This is a genomic window from Echinicola salinicaeni, from assembly GCF_014280965.1.
In the GTDB taxonomy this organism is placed as follows: domain Bacteria; phylum Bacteroidota; class Bacteroidia; order Cytophagales; family Cyclobacteriaceae; genus Echinicola; species Echinicola salinicaeni.
Map to the genome: position 1 here is coordinate 38,641 of NZ_JACODZ010000004.1, position 23,547 is coordinate 62,187.

Consider the following 23,547-nt stretch of genomic DNA (forward strand, 5'->3'; position numbering starts at 1 on the left):
ACTGCCGAATGAATAAAGTACAACTCATATTTCATCATATTTTCAGGTTTATCTGGAATTTGATATTCGTTATTTCCTATCCTATTCTTGCCACTTTTGGAATAGTATTTATTGGGATTACTTACTTTTTCTCGGGAATTTCCACATTGCTAACCAAGATAAAAAGAAAAGAATCCATTAAGGAAATCAATATCCCTGATTGGAAACAGCTTACCAAGGAAGTGGATTTGATAGAAGGGAAATTACATAAGCAAATTATGTTTGGACCGTCTTGTTATCAGTTGAGAAGAAAAGATGGAGTGCCTTCTGTATTAGAGGATCATTATTTTGGAGGAAAAATAAGGATCATAGAAGAAGGCTATTTGATGGAAAGGTGGAATACCGTTGATCCCAAGAAACTTCCTGATTTTGAAGTTTGTCTTTATGAGCCTGAGGAGGACCGCTTAACTCCTTTGACCAATATCAAATGCTTTGATTGGCATTTGGCAGAAAAGGAAGAGAATCAATTGTCTTTCAAATGGTTTGACGGAACTCAGGGAGGAGAAGTGAAAGTAGCGCTTTAATAAGTTTATGGATTTAAAAGATTTTTTGGAGGAAAAAACATCCTTCTATAACCAGCCTGATTTTATTACACTCGACCCCATTTCTATTCCCCATAGGTTTAGCAGAAAACAAGATATTGAAATTGCAGGTTTCTTTGCAGCGACATTGGCATGGGGACAGCGAAAAACCATTATCAATAAGTGCTTGGAGTTGATGGAAATGATGGACAATGCTCCTTATGACTTTATGCTAAATCATAAGGAGTCAGACTTAAAGCCTTTCTTGGATTTTAAGCATAGGACATTTAATGATATAGATACCCTTTGGTTTATTAGTTTCTTTAAAGATTTCTTTACTCATCATGAGAGTTTGGAGGAAGCCTTTGTATTGGGATGGAGGAATGAAGCGGATATTATGGGTGAATTGCTGAGTAATTTCCATGAGTTCTTTTTTAAAGATCCCAATGCCCCTCAGCGCACCAGAAAGCATGTGGCTACTCCCAAGAGAAAGGCGGCATGTAAGCGGATCAATATGTTTTTGAGGTGGATGGTTCGCCATGACGATAAGGGAGTGGATTTTGGGATTTGGGATAAAATCAAACCTTTTCAATTAATTTGTCCTTGCGACTTACATGTGGATAGGGTAGCTAGAAAATTAGGGCTGATAGAACGGAAACAAACAGATTGGTTGACTGCTTTGGAACTGACGGAAAGACTTCGGGAATTTGATTTTGATGATCCGGTAAAATATGATTTTGCCCTTTTTGGCTTGGGTGTAGAAGAAAAGTTTTAAAAGTAAAAGCCCCGGGATTTCCGGGGCTTTTACTTTTAAAATTTGATGGTATTTAATGAGGGGTCAACTAACAGGCCTTTTTCAGTCTCTAAGTTGAATTTTAATGGCTTTTTGGCTCTAAACTTAATTAGGAATAGTTCCGAATTACCTTTTAAAGTGGCTTTCGTTCCCAAATTTACAAAGGTTGGGTACAGCACCTGTTCTCCATTGCTATGGAGTCTGTTATTGGTTATGTTTTCCATTTCGCCCATATTAAGTGGAGTAGTACTAATAAACTCATAGCTTTCCGAATCATAGGCTAATGCAAAGCTAAGGGCGTTGACAGCATTCAAATCAGTTCCTTTTACAGTGATCTCAACAATTTCGTTAAGCTTGTAATTAACCTTATTTGTGTTTATCTCTATTTTACCGCTAAGTTCATCATTAGCTGATAGGTCAGCTCCACCTTCAAGTTGAGTGGTTACAAGAGAAATGTCATATGCATCAATGAGCTCATTTTTATTGACATCCCCGATACTTACATAACCTTCAAAGTCGGAATCCCCCTGTCTAAGTCCAGTATAATTGATATAAGAGGTGAGGTCATTTTCATCAATCAAACCGTCGTTATTGATGTCGCCTGGGATATAACTTTCCGAACCTGGAACTTTGAAGATATACATTTCCCGACCGGATCCATAATCACCAACACCTTCAGTGATTTCTAGTTTGATGTATCTTGCAGTAGGTTGTTTGTCAAAATTGAACACCTTAGTTTCATGGTCTTTTTCCCAATCTATATTACCCGCTAGCGTCCAATTGGATTTGTCATTACTGAAGTAAATCTTCCCTTTAAGTATGATTCCGTTGCCGCCAGTTCTTCTTGGCAAGTAATGCAGTTTATCCAGTTGATTGAAGGATTTGAGGTCAATGATCATATCAAAAGGAATGGAATTTTCACCCCATTTGGTATGCCAAGTGTTTCCCTCATCGAAATCAAATAGTTTGTCTATTTGATAACCTCCTTGGTTATCAGCACTTGTTTCTCCTTTAATGCCTTGAATAGCAAATTCCAGTGGGTTTGATTTGGTGGTAGCACTAAATTCCACCCAATCTGAAAAGCCTTCTTTATTTACCGCGCGTAGTTTAAATGTATAATCTGTTTCGGCCTCCAGTCCCTCAAAAAGGTGTTCAGTGTCCCTGATGGTTGAATATCTCATGCCTTCAAAGTCGATCTCATAATAGTCGCTATTTGGGACTTTGTTCCAACTTGGTATTAGTGTATAGGCTTCCCTATTTTCCTCTTTTACACCTGCGTTTTCCGGTGTTGATAGTGGTCCAGTATGTACTTTTTGGGTGTTTTCTGGGGCAAACTTGAAGCCTTTTAGCTGGATTTCAATGCCGTGATTACTGATGTCCGTTTTTTCTGTCTTTACCAAAAGTTGTGGATTTTTGATGATAGACAGCTTGGCCAGTTCAGTCCCTGGTGTTGAGAACTGGTTGAAGTCAGGGCGCTCCTGATAGAAGTAAGTATTGCTTAGGCTTTTAAATTCATCCAGGCTTTTAGCCTTCTTTAATTTTACTTTTTTGTTAGCAATGTTTAGGGTGACTTTTTTAGGAGCTTGTGTAAGGTTGATCCTGAACTCGGTGGATTTGTCTTTTAAGAATCCATCGAAATGCCCTTCGGTTGGGTGCACGGTGATTTTTAACCTGTTTTTAGTGTCCACATCTGATTCAATCAGGGTGTGAGTGCCTTCACCGTTTTTGTAGGCTTCAGTGATCCCATCGTCATCATATTCAGTGAAAGAAGAATACTCAAATGGATAGATTTCAAAGATGCGATGATCTTTGTTAATCTCTGAAACATTATTGTTAGGGTTGGTCATCGGAATGATGGCTCCTCTTTTAACAAATACAGGTAATTTCCAGATTGGACTCTCAAAGCTGTTGATGATTTGGTTGCCCTCATATTGCTCGCCAGAGAAATAATCGACCCAAAGTCCTTCCGGTAAATAGATGCCATTCCTAATATCATTTCCTTGCTCATCTATTTTTGTTTCTTGGTAGATAGGAGCTATTAAAAAGCTAGGACCAAACATGAATTGATATTGGGTGGCTTTTCCCTGAGTAAAGCTGTTTTGCTCTTCCAAGAACATGGCCCTGACCATTGGCAAACCATTGACAGCCTCTTTAGCGATGCTGTAAGTATATGGCATCAGCTCGGATTTGAGTTTTAGGTAATTTCTGTTGATGGAAGTAGTGGGTTCTCCCAAGGCCTGTGGATATTTTGGGTTGGCTCCCCATCCATCCATATTAAGTTCCATTGGCGTGAAGGTCTTCCATTGGAAATCCCTTGCGTTAACAAATGGATTTTTGCCTCCAAATATACCATCCATATCAGAAGAGATATTTGGTTGTCCAGAAAGTCCAGACCCAATATAAGTAGGGATGTGGAACCTGATGTATTCCCATAAGCCCCCAGTTTGATCACCAGACCAAATGCCTGCGTATCGTTGCGTACCTGCCCAACCATCAAGGGATATGATGAATGGTCTGGCATTATTTCCATATTCAGGCATGATTTGTCCTACATCGGCAACTCCATTTAAGCCAAATGAATATCCGGCACCTACCCAGGCAACATCGGTTTTGAGTACCCTTACCCCGGCATCCCTCACTTCCTTAATGATATCCCTTTGCAAAAGAGCGCTGATACCTTCTTTCGGGTGAAGGTCAGACTGGGTCCATAAACCTATTTCTACCCCGTGCTTGCGAGCGTAATCCCCCAAGTCTTTCAGGTTTTGGATATTTCCGTCCAAGCTTTCGGTCTGTCCGTATCCTGCACCATATCCATCGTTAGGCAATATCCAGCCTAAAGGCATATCATGGTCACTGTAGCGGTCAATGACTGCTCTTGCAGAGAACTGGTAATTGTCCTTCTCCCCGTTCAAGGATTCTTTGATCCCTCCATTGTCTTTTTGGCTTTCCTTGTATCTTTTGCCGTCTTCAAAAAGAATCCCTTTTTCATCTTCCTTCCAATAATCTCTGTTATAGGCGTTAAGGTGACCTTGATAAAAACCAAATTTTGGAATGAGGACAGGATTACCAGTCAATTGGTAAAAGTCATTTAGAAGCTTGTTTGCCCCGTCATTGATCATGAAAAATACATCAAGATAATCGGTTTCATGTGATAATATTACTTTTCCTTCCTCTTTTGCTCCAAAGTCATATTCACCTTTTTTAAAGGTGTACCACATCATGCCATAGCCTTTTGAAGACCAAAAGAAAGGAGTGGGCGATGCCACTCCTCCATCCGTCCAGCTGTTTTGGTTTTCAATGGAGATTTTTTTGCCCTTATGAGAGAACCGGCCGTTTTGAACCCCACCACCATAAAAGTATTCGTTTGTACTTTCTTTAAGAGTGATGCTAACTTGGTCCTTTGCAAAAGTGATAGGTTCTAAGCTTTCTAGGATGAGCTTTTTGGATTCCAAATTGGTGATCTCAAAAAGCAAGGTGTTTTTGTCAATAGAAAGTTGGATCTTATCTGTGGAGATGGATACCTGATCACTGTCTTGCGATATTTGGAGAGATTTTACCTCTTTTCTTGGATTATTAACCAAAATTTGGGCTTCCGGTTTGGCTTCTGGAGCCCTCAATCCCTTTCCAGAATTGTCTTGAAATAGCCTAAAAATATGATCACCATAAAAATCAATAAGTATTTTTTGATGATTGTTTAGACTGATCTCGATCGTCGTGTTGTTGAGTTTTTTTGTGTCAGCTATCCTGATGGATTGATCCTCCTGCGAATTTGTGCTTTGCTGAGCAAAAATGGAAGAATTATAAAAGCTGAATACAAAAGTAAATAAAACTATTGCGTAAGTTTTAATAGTCTGTTTTGTTTTCATTTTCTTTTTAATATTACCTATTGCAATAATATTCAATATTTCGGGACTAGTATATTTTTTTTGTTAAAAGATATGGGAATCTCCATGTAAGGTCATGATTGTAGACCTATGGTAATTAGGAAGAATTGGATTGGCGTAGGATAGGAGGCTATACTGTTTGGTGAAAAAAGAATAATTAGTAGCCGAAGCTTTCTTAGAATAAATCTTTTAAAAAAAAAAGCCCACCACTTTATAATGTCAGTGATGGGCTTTGAATGATTTATAGAGGGTGTTTCTATTTTATTTGCCCCATGCATCAGGAGCTTGTCTCCATTCTGCTAAAGATTGTAAATCTTCATCGGATGCATAGTTGTCAGCCACAGCTTGTGGTAGCATGGCTTCGTAATCGCTTAGGCAAACCAGTTTGACACCAGCATTTTCAAAGTTTTTAGCTGCGAGGTCAAAGCCGTAAGTGAAAATGGCAGCCATTCCCAGTACTTCAAAACCTGCTGCTTTCAATGCTTCTACTGCTTTTAAAGAACTTCCACCAGTAGAAACAAGGTCTTCAATAACCACCACTTTCATTCCTTTGGTGACTTTTCCTTCAATCATATTTTCCATTCCGTGGCCTTTTGGCTTGGAGCGGACATAGATGAAAGGTAGATCCATTTCCTCTGCAATCAGGGCACCTTGGGGAATTCCTGCAGTGGCGACGCCAGCAATGCCTTCAACCTCAGGGAAATTGGCTTTAATGGCTTCTACTAATTGGGATTTGATAAAGGTCCTTACTTCCGGAAAAGAAAGTGAAAGACGGTTGTCACAATAGATAGGAGATTTCCATCCTGAGGCCCAGGTAAATGGTTCTTGAGGCTGTAACCTAATGGCTTTGATATCGAGTAGTTTGCGGGCTACTTGACCCGCAATGTCTTTGCTGAATAATTCCATGGCCCAAAATTAATTCATAAATATGTAAGGACTATTGTGATGGCTAAGAAAATTGTGCAATTTTGACTCGAAACATTAGTCTTATGAGAATTTTCATCAACGATAAGCCTTTGGATATCCTCTCAACGGATAAATTGCATAAAGATAAAACCTTTGAATGTGTATACGATAATCCCAAGGACCTGCCTGCTTATGCGGATTTCCATGATGATGTGTTGATTACACATCCTTCCAAGGATATTATTGTCAAGCTTTTGTATTTGCTTAGAACTAGAAAGCTGAAAAACCTTGATTCCATTACCATAGTTGCTGAAGATGTGGCTACACTGAAGAAGTTTATTAAAAGTAGGTTCAGTATTGTCAAAGCAGCAGGAGGCGTGGTGACCAAAGGTGAGCAGATATTGTTTATACATCGGCTTGGGAAATGGGATTTACCCAAAGGTAAGTTTGAAAAGGGAGAGACTCCGGAGGAGTGTGCTGTGAGAGAAGTGGAGGAGGAATGTGCTATTGATGTGAAAAGGGGAGAATTGATTTGCAAAACTTGGCATACCTATACTCAAAATAGAAAAAGTATCCTTAAGAAAACTTATTGGTTTGCGATGGAATGTAAGGATGATAGCCAGATGAAACCTCAGAAAGAAGAAGGTATTGATGATATCAAGTGGTTAAGTCATCAGGAAGCCAAGGTGGCCTTGGTGAATTCTTATCCTTCTATGAGATATCTTTACAAACGTTTTTTGAAGCGCGTGCCTAAGGTTCACACTTCGTAAGGCAGAAACTCGCTTACATTTCCCCCATATTTGTGTACTTCTCTGATCACCGTTGAGCTCACCGCAGCATATTGTGGAGATGTGATCAGAAAGACTGTTTCCAGCTTTTCATTGAGGTAGCGGTTCATTTGGGAAATGGTGTTTTCATATTCAAAATCAGTGGTGTTTCTCAAGCCTCTGATCAGAAAATTGGCGTCATGACTTTTGGCCAAGTTGGAAGTAAGCTCGTTATAAACCACTACTTTGACATTGGGTATATCTTTGTAAACGCTTTCGATTTTTTCGACCATTAGATCAATGTCAAAGTACCGAGTAGCTTTAGAAGAATTATATCCAATGCTGATGATGATCTCGTCAAAAATTTCCAATCCTCTCATGACAATATCATGATGTCCATTGGTGTAGGGATCGAATGATCCTGGAAAAATCGCAATTTTTTTCATGGTTTTATTGTCAATTGGCCCAGAAGGCTGCCAGTCTTTTGGTTTCCTTATAAGATTCAGCTCCTGTGAGGTAATTTAGGTTGGTTCTTGGGGTTGTTATCACCAGGTTTTTAAAGTATTGCTTTAGTACATCTTCTTGTACATGCACATCCTCTAAATTGCCTATAATGGTGGTTTTACAGTGCATACGGACAAAAGCCAATTGGTGGAGCACACTGAACGTGTATTTTAGGAAATCCTGGTTGTCCATTATTTCAAAGTGGTTGAACAACTTAAGTTCCTTATTGGCGAAACCGGCAATATATACCTGTTCCTTTTCGATGACTATAGAAATCTCCTGGTTGAGCATCTCTGATTTTTCCAATAGCAAGTAATCCAGGATCAATGCACTTCCATGGCTGAACTTTAGCTTGGGGAGTTTTTGGCTGAGCTTTTGAGCGATTTCTAGGTCAATACTGCCCACTAAAATGGTTTTATTGTTTTCTAACCCATCATAGAAAACTTCTTGATTCACCAATTCGGCACTAAAAGAAAGGTAGGTGCTTTTTTCTTTCGGTGAGAATAGCATACCAGGAACCAAGCAGAATTTTTCATTATAAACAAAAAGCCTGCTTTCAGCATCATCAGGTAGTGCTTGGATGAAATTATCTGAGTTGATTATTTGGTCGAGGGCATCCTCTGAATCAAGTGTATAAGAGTTTACGCCCAGAATAGAACCGTTTTGATTTTTGGCTATCACGGTAAAGTTTTCTGTGCATAATAAAAGCGATAAGCTTGATGTAGCACTTACATCAAGCTTATCGCTATAAAATTCTACTAGATTATTTTCTATTGACTTAGTCAAAATTATTCCCAGTTACCTGAAGTAGATGCATCATTTCTAGATCCCACTCTCAAAGCTTTTTCATTGTTGTTGGCTCTTCTTTCTGGATTAACAGGAGCAGGATCTTTAATTTCAAATACATCAATCAAGATTTTGTTAGCTCCTCTTTCAACTTTATCAGCAAAGAAAGTGAATGTTTTTCCGCCTGAACCTGGTACGACATTAAGTGCGTTAAGGTTGAATTCAGGATATTTTCTCTCATTGAAAAGAGAATCCATTACATTAACTGCTCCCAAAGTGTCATAGGTAATGGTGATTTCTTCCTCACCATAATCCAATAATTTGGTTTCTTCAGTTTTCTGAATGATAAAAATTTGGCCTTCTTCAATGAAGTTCTTCAGGTCCGACCAATTTCCGGCATATTCACCATTGGAAGCTAAATATGCAATTTGCGCTTCTCTCAACATTTGTAATTTTTCAATTACCCTTGCTTCGATACGTGCTATACGTTTTTCTTCTTGCATGACATCGTCTACGCCTTTGTAGAGTCTATATCCCACTGCCAATGCAGCTAATAGAAAAACAATTGATAAGATTTTAGTCAGATTCATTTTTCAGTCGATTTATTCTTCTTATATAAAGGTTGATGGTATATAATAGGATGCTATTTTATGCATTTATTTTCAAAATTAAAATATCCTTTCCATATTCTTATGTCTTTCAGCGAATTTAAATTCCAAAAAAGTTGGTGTTTTTCTGAATTTTTTATCGCTTTGATAGCATTTATGCTCATAAATTCAACGGCCTCAATGACTTGTCTGTCGGGTGGCATTTCAGGGTCAATTCCCTTGATAAGATTCCCTGATTTTCGCTTTACTTCAAAAAATAGCTCTATGGCATGAAGGGGTGGTTGGAGGAATTCTGTTACCGTAAGGAAGTCCATTACTTCAATCTCAAGGCCTGTTTCCTCTAAGTATTCTCTTTGGAGATTTTCTGCTGCGTTGGAGTTATAATCCATTCCTCCTCCAGGCACGTTCCAAAAGCTTTTGTTTTCTCCCATTCTATGTTTGACCATCAGGATTTTATCCTCTTCAATCAAAATACCATTGACCCTGGTGCGCAATCTTCCACCAAATTTCTCATGGATATCTTTTTCAATATTCTGCATATAAGCCGTAGATTCGCTTTTGATGAATAAAGATAAGGAACATATCCCAAAGCCTTCGGTAATGATGCGGCAAAATTTCCCTCATCAGCCTACAAATGGACAGTCTCAATTTTTTGGGCTGATGGATACATTTTTTGACCCCGGATTTGACCGGAAAGCTACTTTTATTCTTCGAGGCTATGCAGGAACAGGGAAGACATCCGTGATTGCTGCAGTAGTGAAGTCCCTTTCCAAAATGGGGCTGCGCTCTTTATTAATGGCGCCTACGGGTCGAGCAGCCAAAGTAATGTCTTCTTATTCAGGAAGAATGGGCTTTACTATTCATAAGATCATTTATAGGCCAAAATCCAAAGAAGGGATGATTGGGACTGGTTTTGATCTCCAAAAGAATTATTATAAGAAGACCGTGTTTATCGTGGATGAGGCCTCTATGTTGGCTGATGATGAGTTGGGGGGAGGTAATTTGCTCCGGGATTTGATACAATTTGTCTTTCAGCATCCCTCAAACCGGTTGATATTGATTGGTGATACCGCCCAATTGCCTCCCGTTGGGTCTAAGAACAGTCCTGCGCTGGATGGAGGATATATGGGGCATCATTTTGGTTTGGATGTCTTAGAGGCAGAGTTGACTGAAGTGATGCGACAGCAATTGGATTCTGGTATTCTGTATAATGCCACTAAACTGAGGTCCGAAGTATTGAGGAAGGAGCCAATAATATCCTTTAAGGTAAAGGGATTTCATGATTTTTATAGGATGACCAGTGAACGTCTTGAGGAAGGATTGAGATATGCCTATGATAAATATGGGGTCGAAAATACCATAGTGGTGACCCGTTCCAATAAAACGGCTGTGCAGTTTAATCAATATATCCGTCAGGCTATTCATTTTTACGAGGAGGAGATTTCTACTGGAGACATGCTAATGATCGTCAGGAATAATTATACCTATATGGCAGAATCAGACAAAGTCAGCTTTTTGGCCAATGGGGATTTTGTGGAAGTGGTTAAGATCAGGTCCTTTGAGGAAAATTATGGATTACGGTTTGCTACTTTGGAATTGAGGTTGATAGATTACCCTGAGGAGCCCTTTTTTGAAGCGAAAGTTATCTTGGATACGCTTTATACCTCTACCACCTCATTGGGAGCAGAAGCATCCCGAGAGCTTTACCGTCAGGTAGTGGAAGATTATGCAGGAGTCGAAAATAAAAAAGAACGCAGTGAGTACATAAAAAAAGATCCCTATTTAAACGCATTGCAGGTAAAGTTTGCGTATGCGCTTACCTGTCATAAAAGCCAGGGAGGGCAATGGGATGCAGTTTTTGTTGATCAGGGATATGTAACAGAAGAGCAGTTAGATACCGAGTATATCAGGTGGCTGTATACGGCTTTGACCAGGGCTACAGATGAGCTGTTTTTGGTCAATTTTAATCCCCGATTTTTTGTACAGTAATCCGGGATAGCGATGTTTCCAATGTTTTTTTGAAAGCCGAACTTGGTTATTAGTTAAAAAATCGAAACTTTTACCCGGTAGACTAACGTTAGACTATCGAATTCTTTAAGGTATATCCTATCTTTGGAATGGAAATTGAACTGAAATTTTAATTACCAAATACAGACTATGATGAAAAAATTAGTTTTAATGTTTTTTGTAGCCTTTGCTGCTTTTGCAGTTCAAGCACAAACTGAAAAAGCTGAAGCCAAAGAAGAGGCAGTGAAGGGACCTGTGATCACTTTCGAAGAAACCGAAAAGAACTTTGGAGATATTTCACAAGGAACCAAGGTGGAGCATACTTTCAAATTCACCAATACAGGTACTGAGGTTTTGAAAATCTCCAATGTCGCAGCAACATGTGGATGTACTGTGCCAAAATGGCCAAAAGAGCCAGTGGCTCCTGGAAAGTCTGCTGAGATTAAGGTGACTTTTAATTCTGCTGGGAAAATGGGGAAACAGAGAAGTATCGTTAGAATCTATTCCAATGCTTCTGAGCCAATAGAAAAAGTAGCTTTGATTTCTAACGTGATCAAAGAAAGTAAGTGAAAATAGCGGGTTTTATTAGCCTTTAATATATTATAAAGCACCAAGGCAAAGTTTTATAAACCTTAGCCTCGGTGCTTTTTCTTTTATAGCTTTTAATCCTCATAAAGGTCAAGCCTGTTTTGAATTCTTTGTAGCTCCTCCTGTAGGTTCTCCACTTTTTTTAATAAATGTAAGATGGTTTCTATACCGGGGGTGTTAATTTCTAGTTCATGGTGGAGTCTGATGATTGTCTCAATTTTTTTTATTTCGTCCTCATGAACACACCTTAAATGCTCCAGGGTTTGGAACCTTACCAAACCATAATCATCCAATTCTTCAAAGAATGTTAAGCTTACCTTATAAAGACTGCTCAAACGTTCTATACTGATATATCCTTCGGGTATCATTTGTTTCGAATTTTAGCCAATTCCTTGATTAATTCCTTTTCCTTATCACTGAGTTGTTGTGGCATTTTTATATTATAAGTGATATATAGATCTCCATACTGTCCCTCTTTTTTGTATTTGGGAAAACCCTTGCCCTTAAGCCTAACTTTGGTGCCATTTGAAGTTTCAGGTTTTACCTTCAATTTTACTTTGCCATCAAAGGTGTTCACTGTAATGTCTCCACCTAATAAGGCCGTATAAAGATCCAGATCAACCGTACTATAAAGGTTGCTTTCGTGACGTTTGAAAGAGGTATTATTGATAATGTTAAATGTGATATATAAATCTCCCTTGGGGCCACCATTGACACCTTCTGCGCCATGTCCTTTGATTTTGATGACCTGCCCATTTTCTACTCCTGCAGGTATGGTCAGCCTGATTTTCTTGCCATTAATGGTAAGGGTACGCTTATGTGTATGGTAGATTTCCTTTAGGTCCAGCTGAAGCTCAGCTCGAAGGTCTGCCCCTTTATATTTGACATGCTGTCCTCGCGATCCAAATCCAGCTCCTCGGCCCTGTCCAAACAAGGACTCGAAGAAATCAGAATAATCTCCCCCAGAAAATCCCCCAAAGTCCCCGCCAAAGGAATGCTCCCCGGTATGAGGTCTGCCATATCCTTCTTGTTGTGCTTTTTCGAATTGTTCTGCATGCTTCCAGTCCTTACCGTATTGGTCATACTTTTTTCGGTTTTCTGGCTTGCCCAAGACTTCATTGGCCTCGTTGATTTCCTTGAATTTTTTTTCTGCAGCCTTATCATTTGGGTTGAGGTCAGGGTGATATTTCCTTGCCAGCTTCCGATAGGCTTTTTTGATTTCGTCTTGAGAGGCATTCTTGTTGATGCCCAGGATTTGATAGTAGTCTATAAAGTCCATTGGATAATCCGGGTTTAATTAAAAACCTGAAGAATGCATCAGTCATCTTAATATCCAGAATCGATAAAATCATTGATTCATTTAGAAAATGTCTAATGCAAAGTCCAGTGTAATAATTTACTAAAAAGCACACTTTATTAGAAGTGTCTAGTGCGTTGAATGAGAAAAATCAGTTAAAAATCCAGAGAAAAATTGTTAGAGGGGCAGGATAATAAAGTAATGACTAATGCCCCAAAAATGGAAATGGTGAAAAAATTAGAAGATCGTATTGGTGAATGCTATTTTAACCTTCATTTGGAAGTTTTTGATCACCTTGAAAATTTCAATGATCGTTACCCTTTCTATTTTGGTAAGTCCCTCAATATCGACGAAGTTTTCCGGTTGCATTTTGTCTAGCATGATCTGTTTGGCCTGTCTGTCTAATCTCAGACTCATTAGATAATAATAGGCTTGTTTTAGTTCCAATAGTTCTTCTTCGGTAATATGTCCGGCTTTTGTAAGCGCATCAAGTCGCTCACCAGTATTGGTAAGGAATATTTTATGCTTTAAGGCAAATACGCGGGTGATATCTACTATGGGCGTCATGGCTTTTTTGATATCAAAAACCTTTTGCTCACCCACAGTGAAAGTTCTTATTCCCCTAAAAAAGGTCAACGGCGGTTCGTATTGCAAAGCATTGGTGGCCATATTATAAAAAAACCTTTCCAAAGGAACATCGAGTTGCTTGTCCATGTATTCATGGAGCTCATCCAAAATAGTGAAATCCCCATAAATAGGTCTTTTGTCAAAAAAAGTGGAATATTTCATGACCGTTTCCTGGGTGGATTCTTTCATCCAAGAATCATAGTTCCGCTTCCAATGGGAGAGGGAATGGGTCCATTTGGGGTTTTTGGCCATAAAGCCACCTTTGCAAAAGCTAAAGCCTATGGCATCTAGCTTTTCGGAAACCTTGTCTGCAAAGTCCAGAAAATATTCCCGTACCAATTCCCGTTGTTCATTGGCTTTGTCTTCGTAGATAATGGCGTTGTCTTGGTCTGTTTTGAGGGTTTGTTCCTTGCGCCCCTCGCTGCCCAGTACCATAAATACAAACTTTGAGGGGGCTGGCCCCACTTCATGAAGGACCTCATCAATAACCCTAAGGGCAATGGTATCCGATACAGTGGTGATGACTTCATTGACTGTTTCGGACCTTACTCCTCTTTGTAACAGTTGCTCTACGATGGCAGGAACCTGGGACCATTTTTCCTTTAATTCTGCTGTGGTGGTAGCTTGTTTTACAGATTGAATAAACAGAAATGGTGATTGGGACTGTTCACTCAATAATTTGGTCCTGGAAATAAAGCCAACGTATTCCCCATTCCTTTCAACCAACAAATACCTGGTTTTGGTCTGAAACATCAAGAGTAGGGATTCATAGATATAGGCTTCTGTATCAATGGAGACAATATCCCTTTTCATGATGGATTGGATAGGGTTTTCGGTAGATAAACCTTGGGCGATTACTTGATCCCTAAGGGTGATATCGGTAATGTATCCAGCGATTTTCCCCTCCATGTTGCGGATGAAGATACAGCTTGTTTTTTCTCTTCCCATAATTTGAGCAACCTCAGTGATGGGAGTGTTTTCATGACAAGTGACCAATTCCCTGGGATTGAGTGAATCCACTTTGTGGGAATAAAAACTGTCCGAAGTAATGTTGTTTTGCTGGGGGTAGTAGGTGGCCCCTTTAATAAAATGGACAAACTCCATGTCCAGCATCCTTTCTCCAAATTCCCTGACAAAGTGATTCCTGAATGCTGGGTATTGTTCACAAATCATAGAAAATTGGTCATGACTTAACCTGAGTATTCGGGTATTAGGAAGCGTGTCTACAGTTTGTAGGCTTATGCCTTTATTATATAAATAGGAAATTCCTCCGAACCATGTCCCAGGACCATATTGTTCTACTCTTCTCTTCTTTTGATTTCTATCATAAAAATACCCTTCATAGCCTCCCTTTACAATAAAATCAAAGCCCTCAATTCCAGAGTGATTCTGTAGGTAAAGCCTTTTTTGTTTGGGGAAATTTATTTCTTTGAACTGTGCTGTCAGTTCTTTTTGTAGTGTTGTGGGTAATTCAGAAAAAGGTTTTGTGAAGTCCGTCATGGATAATTCTAATAAAATTGATCTGGGATTTGATACATCCGGTCAGTATCTTTAAAAGTAGCCTAAGACAGTTTAATGTCCAATTTTTTTTGAGAATTATATGGTTATCCATTTTCACACCAGTAGCTTTATTTCTCACGAATTCCACAGATCTACCTGGTGGAAGACAGGTTTGCACGGAATAAAATCTAATTTCTCGGGACTTTCAAATACTTTTTGAAAGATTATCGTACTATTCAATATACAGTGGTGCAATTGCGGATATACATATAGGATTAAATGTATTTTGAAGCTTATTGATCTGCATGGATTTCTGATAATAAAAATATGAATCGGAAACCATTTATTTTTTTAAGATGTTTGATCAACTTAATAATACCTACTATCACGAGTAAACCATTAACATGATGCGCAATAAGGAAATGACTTTTATTTTTGACCTAAACGGGACCATAATTGATGACATGCACTTTCATACCAAGGCTTGGTATAAGCTATTTAATGAGGATTTGGGAGCGGATCTTTCCTGGGATGAAGTAAAGCAGGAGATGTACGGGAAAAATCCAGAGGTGTTGGAGCGAGTATTCGGTAAGAACAAGTTTACCCCGCAGGAAGCGGAGGATTGGTCCATGGAAAAGGAGAGAAGGTACCAAAAGGAATATTTACCCCATATGAAGCTCATTCCAGGCTTGGATGGATTTTTTGAAAGGGCCAAAAGTAAAAGTGTGCAAATGGCCATTGGTTCTGCAGCTATTCCTTTTAATGTGGATTTTGTTTTGGATCACTTGAACCTTAGGGATTATTTTTCGGCCATTATCACGGCTGATAATGTAGCGGTAAGCAAGCCCCATCCAGAGACTTTTTTATTGGGTGCTGAGGCCCTTGGTGTAGAAGCGGAGGATTGTATTGTCTTTGAAGATGCCCCAAAAGGTGTGGAGGCAGCCCAAAATGCAGGGATGAAAGCAGTGGTATTGACCACCGCCCATCCAAAAGAAGACTTTGTGAATTATGATAATATCCTGGCCTTTATTGAAAACTATGAAGATCCTTTTATTAAGGATTTGATTTAATAAATGACTTTGTGTTTTTTGATATAAAGGCAAAGAATACTATTTAGAGATATTATTCTATTTAAACGTAAGTAAAAAGTGGTAACGGGTCTAGGACTTGTTATCACTGTTTTATTTGTGTTTACTTTGGAATAGCCATTTTTTAATTATTCAATTAAAACCACTTTTCTAGATAAGAAAATCATGTTTTAAAATAGGGGATTTAGTGATGAAAATTTTGTCACATAAAAACTTTGCATGTTTTTATACTATTTTAGCATGTTATTTTTCTTTTATGTTTTTTTTGTAGATTGATACAATTATTTCAAATAAAATCTTGATAAACTTTATTGATTTGTCTCGAATAATTTTGCCCTGAACTTTATCAAAAACCTCATTATGGTATTGATAAAAGTAGCTATAGGGTTGATAAAGCAATACTTGATATGAGGGAAGTGGAATTGTTATTTAGGAAATATTATCCTAGACTTTGTGCTTATGCTATGAATTTTTTGGAGGATGAGGGGGATGCGGAAGACATTGTACAAGATGTGTTTCATGTATATATGGAAAAAAAATCTAGTATCTCTAACCAATCCCATGCGATTAAGTCATTCTTATATACTTCTGTTAAAAATGCATGTTTGAATAATTTCAGGCATCAAAAAGTCAAGGATAAACATCGTCATCATTATCTGATGAGTCATGACGGTTTTACTGATAGCATGGGAGATATCATTCATGCAGAAATACTCGGTAGACTCCATGAAGCTATAAATGAATTACCAAAAGGTTGTGGCTTAGTAATTAGGATGGGGTATTTGGAAGGACTGAAGAATCCTCAAATAGCAGATATTCTGCAGGTAAGCGTGAATACCGTGAAAACCCAAAAGCAGCGTGGTTTGATGCTTTTAAGGGAAAAGCTAGGTGACACAGTTTTATTGGTTTTGCTATTGTTTTCATGAAATAATTAATTGTTGAAATAATATTTTAAATTTTTTTAATTCTTTTTTCACCCATTTTTCAGATTAAAGTTTCTTAGGTAGTGTAATAAGGGAAATACCTAAGAATATGAATAAAGAAACTTTTGAATTGGCAGGATTGATTGAAAGATTTCTTCAAAAGAAGACGTCGAAAGAGGAGGAAGAAAGGCTGTTTTTTTTGCTTGAAAAAGAAGAGTATAAAGGACTGCTAGATTATTATAAAAAAGCGGACAAGGTCCAGGAAAAATTGGATTTTATGGAAGGTCTTGACGTAGACAAGGCCTGGGAAAATGTAAGTAACCGTAAAAAAAGAAATGCTTTCCACTCTTCTCTTCTTAAATATGCTGCTGTTTTAGTTATTGGCTTAATCGGACTGGGATATGGATTGTTTTATAACAGCAGTGGGCTTTTCACCGATTTTCAAGGAGACAATAAGAATAATCTTTTCATGCAGTCCTCTGACCATGTTATACTGAGCTTATCAGATGGCCGGGAAATTCCCTTGACCTCAAAAAACATAAGTATTAAAGATGGAGAAGATTTTTTTATAGAAGGAAATGACCAAAAGGTTTCCTTCATTCAATTAAATCCTGATACTAAGTCCAAAGGGTTATATCAATTAAGGGTGCCCGCCCAAAAAAATCTCGCGGTTACTTTTACAGATGGAACGGAGGCTTTGATAAATGCACAATCGCAACTTTCTTTTTCTCCTGATTTTAGTTCTCATCAACGTAAGGTAGTCATGCAAGGGGAGGCATTTTTTGAAGTTACGCATGATCCAAACAGACCATTTATTGTAGAAGCGGAAAGCAGTTTGGTGGAAGTACTAGGGACAAAGTTCAATGTCAAATCCTTTTTTGGGAAAACGAATACGGTACTTGTTGAGGGGAAGGTGAAATTTTCCCAAAATGGACAGAAAGAAATTTTGAAGCCGGGTGAAGGGGCTGTTGCCGATGGCTTTAATCTGAAAAAGACAGCAGTAGATATGACACAGGTATTGGCCTGGAAAAACAATATGTTTCTTTTTGAAAAAGCTGCACTTTCAGAGGTGTTCAGGGAAATAGGACGCTGGTATGGGGTAAAGGTGAGTGGTGAAATGAAAAAACTAAAGGAAAATCAGTTTTCTGGAAAAATTAGCAGAGAGACACCTTTAGACCAGGTGTTGATGATTATTCAAGATGTTAGTCCTGTGAAACTTCAGTTGAAAGATAAAACTATCAAGGTGATGGTAATGAAATAAAAAAAATAAATCATGGAAATGGATAGCTCATAGGCTAGGCAAAAGTAAACCGAGAGTGCGCCAACACTCCCGGTTGAAGTAAGGCATTAGCAAAATCTCTCAAAATTTTATTAACAACCAAACCATTACAAAAGTATGGAATTATTGTACGATAACCTACTTCCGTTTTCACGGAGGGGCAGGGCCAGATTGCCCAAAATTTTAATAACTATGAAATTGATATTAGTATTGATGATGGTTTTTCAGGTGGGGGTATATGCCTCAACCAATGCCCAACAAATATCTCTTTCCGTAAAAGATCAGCCATTAAAGAGTGTTTTGGATAGGGTGTCCGAACAATCAGGTTATAGTTTCTTTTACAATGAAAAGGACCTTAATGATGCAGATAAAATCAGTGTCTCCTTGAGAGAATCGAAAGTGGAAGATGTATTGGAGAAGATACTTAAGGACAAAGGCCTAGACTATAGGCTTCGAGGAGAAACAATCACCATTATTAAGGGCCGAGGGGAGTTAAATCTAGAAAAGGAGGAAAGGACCATTAGGGGGGTGGTTAAAGATCCAAATGGTGTCACTATTCCCGGGGCCAATGTGCTGGAAGTGGGGACCACTAATGGGGTGGCTACTGAAATAGATGGAACTTTTAGCATTGATCTAATAACCTCTGAGCCTAAGATACGGGTGACTTTTGTTGGTTATGAGGAGAGTATCATTACCGTTACTGATAAGGAGTTCTATGAAGTGATGCTTCAAGAAGATTCTGAGGCTTTGGATGAAGTGGTAGTAGTTGGTTTTGGTGTTCAGAAGAAGGAGAGTTTGGTGAGTTCTGTGGCTACTGTGAAAGGAGAAGAGTTAAGAATGCCTACAAGGAGTTTAAGCAATAACTTGGCGGGACAGGTGCCAGGTCTGATTGCTGTGCAGCGCTCAGGCGAACCAGGATATGATAATGCGGAATTTTGGATCAGAGGAATCAGTTCATTTGCTGGAGGGACCAGTCCTTTGGTTTTGGTAGATGGTGTGCCGCGTAATATGAATGATATCGAGCCAGATGAAATTGAGACTTTTACTTTACTAAAAGATGCAGCAGCTACCGCTATTTATGGTGCAGAAGGGGCCAACGGGGTAGTTATAATAACCTCCAAAAGAGGTAAAAATCAGGACACTAAAATTAGTTATAGAGGGGAGTATAGTACTTTGCAGCCCACTCGATTGCCTGAATTTGTGGGGGCTGCAGATTATATGAGAATATATAATGAAGCTTTATTTAATGAGGGTAAGCAACCAGTTTTTTCAGATGATCTAATAGGACGTTATGAATCGGGGCAGGACCCTGATCTTTATCCAAATAATAATTGGCTTGACCTATTAAGAGATGCTACTTACAATACTAGACATACTTTAAGTTTTAGAGGAGGTAGTGACAAAGCACGTTTTTTTGTTTCGGGCGCTTATTTTAAGGAAAGTGGAATTTTTGAGTCAAATCCATTGGCAGATTATAACAATAATATTGGGTTAAACCGGTACAATTTAAGGTCAAATGTAGATTTTGATGTGACCGAGACAACTATGTTGAGTGTTGATTTAAGTGGTCAATATTTAGAAACCAATTATCCGGGGGTTGGCACAACAAATCTTTTTCAAAATATGACAATCGCTGCGCCTTATTTATATCCAATGGTTTTTTCAGATGGCACTTTGGCGTCACATCCAAATCCCCCTGGAGGTAATACTGGGAATACAGCAAACCCTTATGTCATGCTTATGGAGTCAGGATATGCCAAAGAATGGAGAAGTAGTTTGCAATCGAAAGTTTCTATTCAGCAAGATTTAAAATCGTTGACGAAAGGACTTGATTTTAAGGCGGTTGTGAGTTACGATGCTAATTCAAATTATTATTCCAGCAGAACAAAAATTCCTGCCCAATATGTCGCAACTGAGAGGAATATAAATGGGGACTTGGTATATAGCCAAACAGTCAATGAGGTGCCTTTTGGAGAACCCAATGAGTCTAATAGTGGTAACAAAAACATCTATTTGGAAGCTTCTTTTAATTATAAAAGAAATTTTTCAGGGAAGCATGATGTAGGCGGGATGATCTTGTATTACCAAAAGGAATCCCAATTAAATAACCAGGCCTTGGCTTTTAGGAAACAAGCCTATATTGGAAGAGGTACTTATACCTTTGATAAAAGGTATTCCTTAGAAGCGAACTTTGGACTTACCGGAAGTGAAACTTTTGCCAAAGGCTATCGGTTTGGATTCTTTCCTGCGGTAGGGGTTTCTTGGATTGTAGAGAATGAAAGGTTCATGAGTAACCTTAGAAATGTAATTTCTGGACTAAAAGTTAGAGGGTCTATTGGTAGGACAGGTAATGATAATACCGGTGGGTCAAGGTTCTTGTACCGGGGAACATTTTCCGGGGGAGGAGGATACCCTATTGGAATTGGAGATAATGGATCTTTAAATGGATTAGGCGGTTATGTTGAAGGTCGTTTTGCCGCTCCATCCCTGTCTTGGGAAATTGAGAATAAGCGAAATATAGGCCTGGAACTAGGACTGTTTGAGGACAGAATTACTTTGCAAGCTGATTATTTCAATAATTACAGGTATAATATCTTGCTTCAAAGGAGAACAGTATCAGCAGCAGCAGGATTCAGGCAGGCTCCTTGGCAAAACTTTGGTAAAGTTTCTAATAAAGGGGTTGATGCTAGTCTTAATGCCCGTAAATACATAGGACAGGTGAAAGTGGGAATTAGAGGGAATGTTACTTATGCCAAAAATAAGATTTTGGAATACGATGAAGTGGAACAATTATATCCATGGATGAATATTACAGGAACCAGTTTGAATACCCCGAATTTATTTGTTGCAGAAGGGCTTTATACTGCGGATGATTTTAATATTACCAATGAAAATGGCACAGAGGTTTATTCCTTAAAAGAAGGTTTGCCTGTTTCCTCATTAGCAGCAAATAATTTGCCTGGAGATATTAAGTACAAGGACATGAATGAAGATGGAGTGATAAATCAATTCGATCAGGTAAGAGGTTTAGCTAAACCAACAGTTCCGGAATTAATTTATGGACTTGGGCTTAATGTAGAGTATGAAAACTTTTACGCTAATGTGTTCTTTCAAGGAGCAGGAAATACTTCTACAGTTTTAGGTGAATCAAACCCGCAGGGATTTTTTCCATTTACCTGGGGAGTTGGTCAGAGTTCAATAAGAAAAGAGGTTGAAAGTAGATGGACACAAGAAAATCCATCACAAGATGTAATGTTCCCGCGAATACGATCTGGAGCCTATTTTCATAACCGAGCATCAAGTACTTGGTGGTTAAGAGATGCTAGCTTTGTACGTCTAAAAAGTGCAGAGATTGGGTATCAGATAGATAAAAGCCTTTTGAAAAAATTAGGAGTCACTAAAGGCAGAGTTTATGTTATGGGTAACAATTTACATGTGTGGGATAAGATCAAGATGTGGGATCCAGAAATAGGAAATGCTAATGCAGGAATGAATTACCCACTACCTAAAACCATTACTTTTGGTTTAGAACTGACACTTTAAAATGAAAAATCAATTTATGAAAAGATATAAGAAATATAAGGTTGTATTGGCAGCCATATTAATCACTTTAGTGAGTTGTAATCCAGATTATTTAGATGTGTCTGACGAGTTGGCAGGAGAGTTGACTATGGAAGAAGTGTTTGATAATCCAGGAACCACTCGGCAGTTTCATCGAAATATTTTTACTGGGATCCCAAATTCATCCAACATGTTGTTTGGGCCGGATTATCAAATTAATGGATTAGATAATCCTTGGGCTGGAGCCACGGATGAATTAAAATTATCTCATGGTGCTTTGCGTAATCTCACTTCTAATGGGTATAATTCGGGGAATGCTCCTTTTCACAGATGGAATACCCTGTATGTTCTAATCAGACAAGCTAATGTTTTTTTAGAAAATGCTAAAGTAATTCCTCAAAGTGGGATTGCGGATTTTATTGATGAAGATGAATATTCTAGGATGATGGCTCAGGCTAAATTTTTAAGAGCCTATTACCATTACTTGCTCTTTGAATTATATGGGCCTATTCCTATTATGGACAGCGCTGTTGACCCCGAAACGACCGATTTAGACTTTTCAAGAAATACTGTGGATGAAGTCGTGAATTTTATAGATGAGGAATTAACCGAAGTGGCTGATCAGCTAAATGATAAGGAAACAGAACAAAACTTCTTAGTATTGCCTTCTAAGGGGGTAGCCCTTGCTGTAAAGGCAAAACTCTGGATGTATGCAGCAAGTCCTTTGTTTAACGGTGGTTATGAGGAAGCATTGGCCTTGGAAAATCCACAAGATGGAAAAAAACTCTTTCCTGAATACAGTAGTCAAAAATGGGATAAGGCTCTTTCGGCAATGCAAGATTTCATTGATTTTGCTGAGTCAGGATATTATAGCCTATACAAAGTTTACGATGGTAATGGTAATTTAGATGTTGATGCCTCATTATATGAACTTTTTATGGATTATAACGATGAAGTTATTTGGGCGAGTTCTCAAGATGATTGGGGCACCTTATCCTATGAAGGTATAGATAAAAGGGTTACACCACGAACTGAACGTGGTGGATTAGCTTCTATAGCAGTAACTCAGGAGTTAGTAGATGACTTTTTTATGATGGATGGAATGTCCATAGAAGAATCTCCTTTATATAGTGAGGATGGCTTCTCAACAATAGGGGAAGATTTAACAGGTCAGACAAATGAAGGGACTTATAAAATGTGGATCAATAGAGAGCCACGGTTTTATCAGACCGTCTTTTTCCATGGTAGAAAATGGCATATCAGTAATAATGTAGTAAAATTTAGCAAAGGAGATGGAAATGATAATTCGTCTGCTAACTACCCTTGGTCAGGTTATTTGTTGTATAAGAGAATGAGTAGGACCATTTATAATTCAGGAAGTTATCCCAGGAGGGAATACAGACCTTCAATAATATTTAGACTTGCCGAATTTTACCTTTTATATGCGGAGGCCCTTAATGAAGTGAATCCTTCGGACCCTCGGGTGATTGAATATATAGATAGGGTTAGGGAAAGGGCTGGAATACCTTTGTTGGCTGAGATTAAGCCAGAAATTATAGGGGATCAGGAGGCCCAAAGAAAAGCGGTAAGACAGGAGATGCGGGTAGAATTGGCCACAGAAGGGCAGCGGTATTTTGATGTACGACGTTGGATGATAGCAGATTCTCCACAGGGTCGACAGGGAGGAAACTTTTATGGTATGGATATGAATGCTGGATCTGAAGCAGATTTTTTCAATCGTGCTCCTTACGAAAATAGAGTTTGGGAGAAAAGAATGTATTTATATCCCATTCCACTGAACGAAGTCCAAAAAAGTGAAAGATTGGTGCAGAATCCTGGCTGGTAGGCTTGGTTGAAATTAAGCTATTA

General features: G+C 38.5%; 19 protein-coding genes. 10 read left to right on the forward strand and 9 right to left on the reverse strand.

The window, feature by feature from the left end:
- Positions 1–8 precede the first annotated feature (8 nt).
- Both H7U17_RS08100 and H7U17_RS08105 read left to right on the forward strand, forming a co-directional pair.
- On the forward strand, positions 9–563 hold the full coding sequence (locus H7U17_RS08100; RefSeq protein WP_186756208.1) for a hypothetical protein: 555 nt from the start codon (positions 9–11) through the stop codon (positions 561–563).
- A 7-nt stretch (positions 564–570) separates the two neighbouring features.
- Entirely contained in the window at positions 571–1,335 is a 765-nt protein-coding gene (locus H7U17_RS08105) for a TIGR02757 family protein (RefSeq protein WP_186756209.1), read from the forward strand.
- A 35-nt stretch (positions 1,336–1,370) separates the two neighbouring features.
- Here the strand turns inward: H7U17_RS08105 and H7U17_RS08110 are convergent, their stop codons facing one another.
- Positions 1,371–5,219, reverse strand: a complete 3,849-nt coding sequence (locus H7U17_RS08110; protein WP_186756210.1) for a TIM-barrel domain-containing protein — start codon at positions 5,217–5,219, stop codon at positions 1,371–1,373.
- Positions 5,220–5,498: 279 nt separating this feature from the next.
- A complete protein-coding gene (gene pyrE, locus H7U17_RS08115; protein ID WP_222439168.1) occupies positions 5,499–6,143 on the reverse strand; it encodes an orotate phosphoribosyltransferase in 645 nt (214 codons plus the stop codon).
- A gap of 83 nt (positions 6,144–6,226) precedes the next feature.
- Here pyrE and H7U17_RS08120 point away from each other — a divergent pair, with 83 nt between their 5' ends.
- Entirely contained in the window at positions 6,227–6,913 is a 687-nt protein-coding gene (locus tag H7U17_RS08120; RefSeq protein WP_186756211.1) for an NUDIX hydrolase, read from the forward strand.
- On the opposite strand, the gene coaD is transcribed toward H7U17_RS08120, so the two are convergent.
- Genes coaD through H7U17_RS08140 form a run of 4 tightly spaced genes read right to left on the reverse strand, consistent with a single transcriptional unit; the run spans position 6,901 to position 9,347 of the window.
- Positions 6,901–7,356 carry a pantetheine-phosphate adenylyltransferase gene (gene coaD, locus H7U17_RS08125; RefSeq protein ID WP_186756212.1) on the reverse strand — a complete coding sequence of 152 codons (456 nt, stop codon included), beginning with the start codon at positions 7,354–7,356 and terminating at the stop codon, positions 6,901–6,903. The genes H7U17_RS08120 and coaD overlap by 13 nt on opposite strands.
- A gap of 10 nt (positions 7,357–7,366) precedes the next feature.
- Entirely contained in the window at positions 7,367–8,200 is an 834-nt protein-coding gene (locus H7U17_RS08130) for a DUF3822 family protein (RefSeq protein ID WP_186756213.1), read from the reverse strand.
- Between the two features lie 2 nt (positions 8,201–8,202).
- Entirely contained in the window at positions 8,203–8,790 is a 588-nt protein-coding gene (locus H7U17_RS08135; protein ID WP_186756214.1) for a hypothetical protein, read from the reverse strand.
- Between the two features lie 53 nt (positions 8,791–8,843).
- Entirely contained in the window at positions 8,844–9,347 is a 504-nt protein-coding gene (locus H7U17_RS08140; protein ID WP_186756215.1) for an NUDIX domain-containing protein, read from the reverse strand.
- 22 nt (positions 9,348–9,369) lie between these two features.
- Between H7U17_RS08140 and H7U17_RS08145 the strand changes: the two genes are divergently transcribed.
- On the forward strand, positions 9,370–10,797 hold the full coding sequence (locus H7U17_RS08145) for an ATP-dependent DNA helicase (protein WP_186756216.1): 1,428 nt from the start codon (positions 9,370–9,372) through the stop codon (positions 10,795–10,797).
- A 171-nt stretch (positions 10,798–10,968) separates the two neighbouring features.
- Positions 10,969–11,385, forward strand: coding sequence for a DUF1573 domain-containing protein (locus tag H7U17_RS08150; RefSeq protein WP_186756558.1), 417 nt, complete (start codon positions 10,969–10,971; stop codon positions 11,383–11,385).
- 92 nt (positions 11,386–11,477) lie between these two features.
- Here H7U17_RS08150 and H7U17_RS08155 read toward each other — a convergent pair whose 3' ends face one another.
- The 3 genes from H7U17_RS08155 to H7U17_RS08165 form a co-directional block, all read right to left on the reverse strand.
- Positions 11,478–11,771: a chaperone modulator CbpM gene (locus H7U17_RS08155; RefSeq protein ID WP_186756217.1), complete on the reverse strand. Its 294-nt coding sequence runs from the start codon at positions 11,769–11,771 to the stop codon at positions 11,478–11,480.
- Positions 11,768–12,682 carry a DnaJ C-terminal domain-containing protein gene (locus H7U17_RS08160; protein ID WP_186756218.1) on the reverse strand — a complete coding sequence of 305 codons (915 nt, stop codon included), beginning with the start codon at positions 12,680–12,682 and terminating at the stop codon, positions 11,768–11,770. Before H7U17_RS08160 ends, H7U17_RS08155 begins: the two co-directional genes overlap by 4 nt.
- Before the next feature lie 255 nt (positions 12,683–12,937).
- Positions 12,938–14,827, reverse strand: a complete 1,890-nt coding sequence (locus H7U17_RS08165; protein WP_186756219.1) for a DUF294 nucleotidyltransferase-like domain-containing protein — start codon at positions 14,825–14,827, stop codon at positions 12,938–12,940.
- A gap of 407 nt (positions 14,828–15,234) precedes the next feature.
- Between H7U17_RS08165 and H7U17_RS08170 the strand changes: the two genes are divergently transcribed.
- From H7U17_RS08170 to H7U17_RS08190, 5 genes are all read left to right on the forward strand, one after another.
- On the forward strand, positions 15,235–15,897 hold the full coding sequence (locus H7U17_RS08170) for an HAD family hydrolase (RefSeq protein WP_186756559.1): 663 nt from the start codon (positions 15,235–15,237) through the stop codon (positions 15,895–15,897).
- Between the two features lie 425 nt (positions 15,898–16,322).
- Entirely contained in the window at positions 16,323–16,841 is a 519-nt protein-coding gene (locus tag H7U17_RS08175) for an RNA polymerase sigma-70 factor (protein ID WP_186756220.1), read from the forward strand.
- A gap of 106 nt (positions 16,842–16,947) precedes the next feature.
- Entirely contained in the window at positions 16,948–18,099 is a 1,152-nt protein-coding gene (locus H7U17_RS08180) for a FecR family protein (protein WP_186756221.1), read from the forward strand.
- Between the two features lie 210 nt (positions 18,100–18,309).
- The gene (locus tag H7U17_RS08185; RefSeq protein WP_186756222.1) at positions 18,310–21,660 is read left to right on the forward strand and encodes a TonB-dependent receptor; all 3,351 of its coding nucleotides are present in this window, start codon (positions 18,310–18,312) and stop codon (positions 21,658–21,660) included.
- 16 nt (positions 21,661–21,676) lie between these two features.
- A complete protein-coding gene (locus H7U17_RS08190) occupies positions 21,677–23,524 on the forward strand; it encodes a RagB/SusD family nutrient uptake outer membrane protein (RefSeq protein WP_186756223.1) in 1,848 nt (615 codons plus the stop codon).
- Positions 23,525–23,547 lie beyond the last annotated feature (23 nt).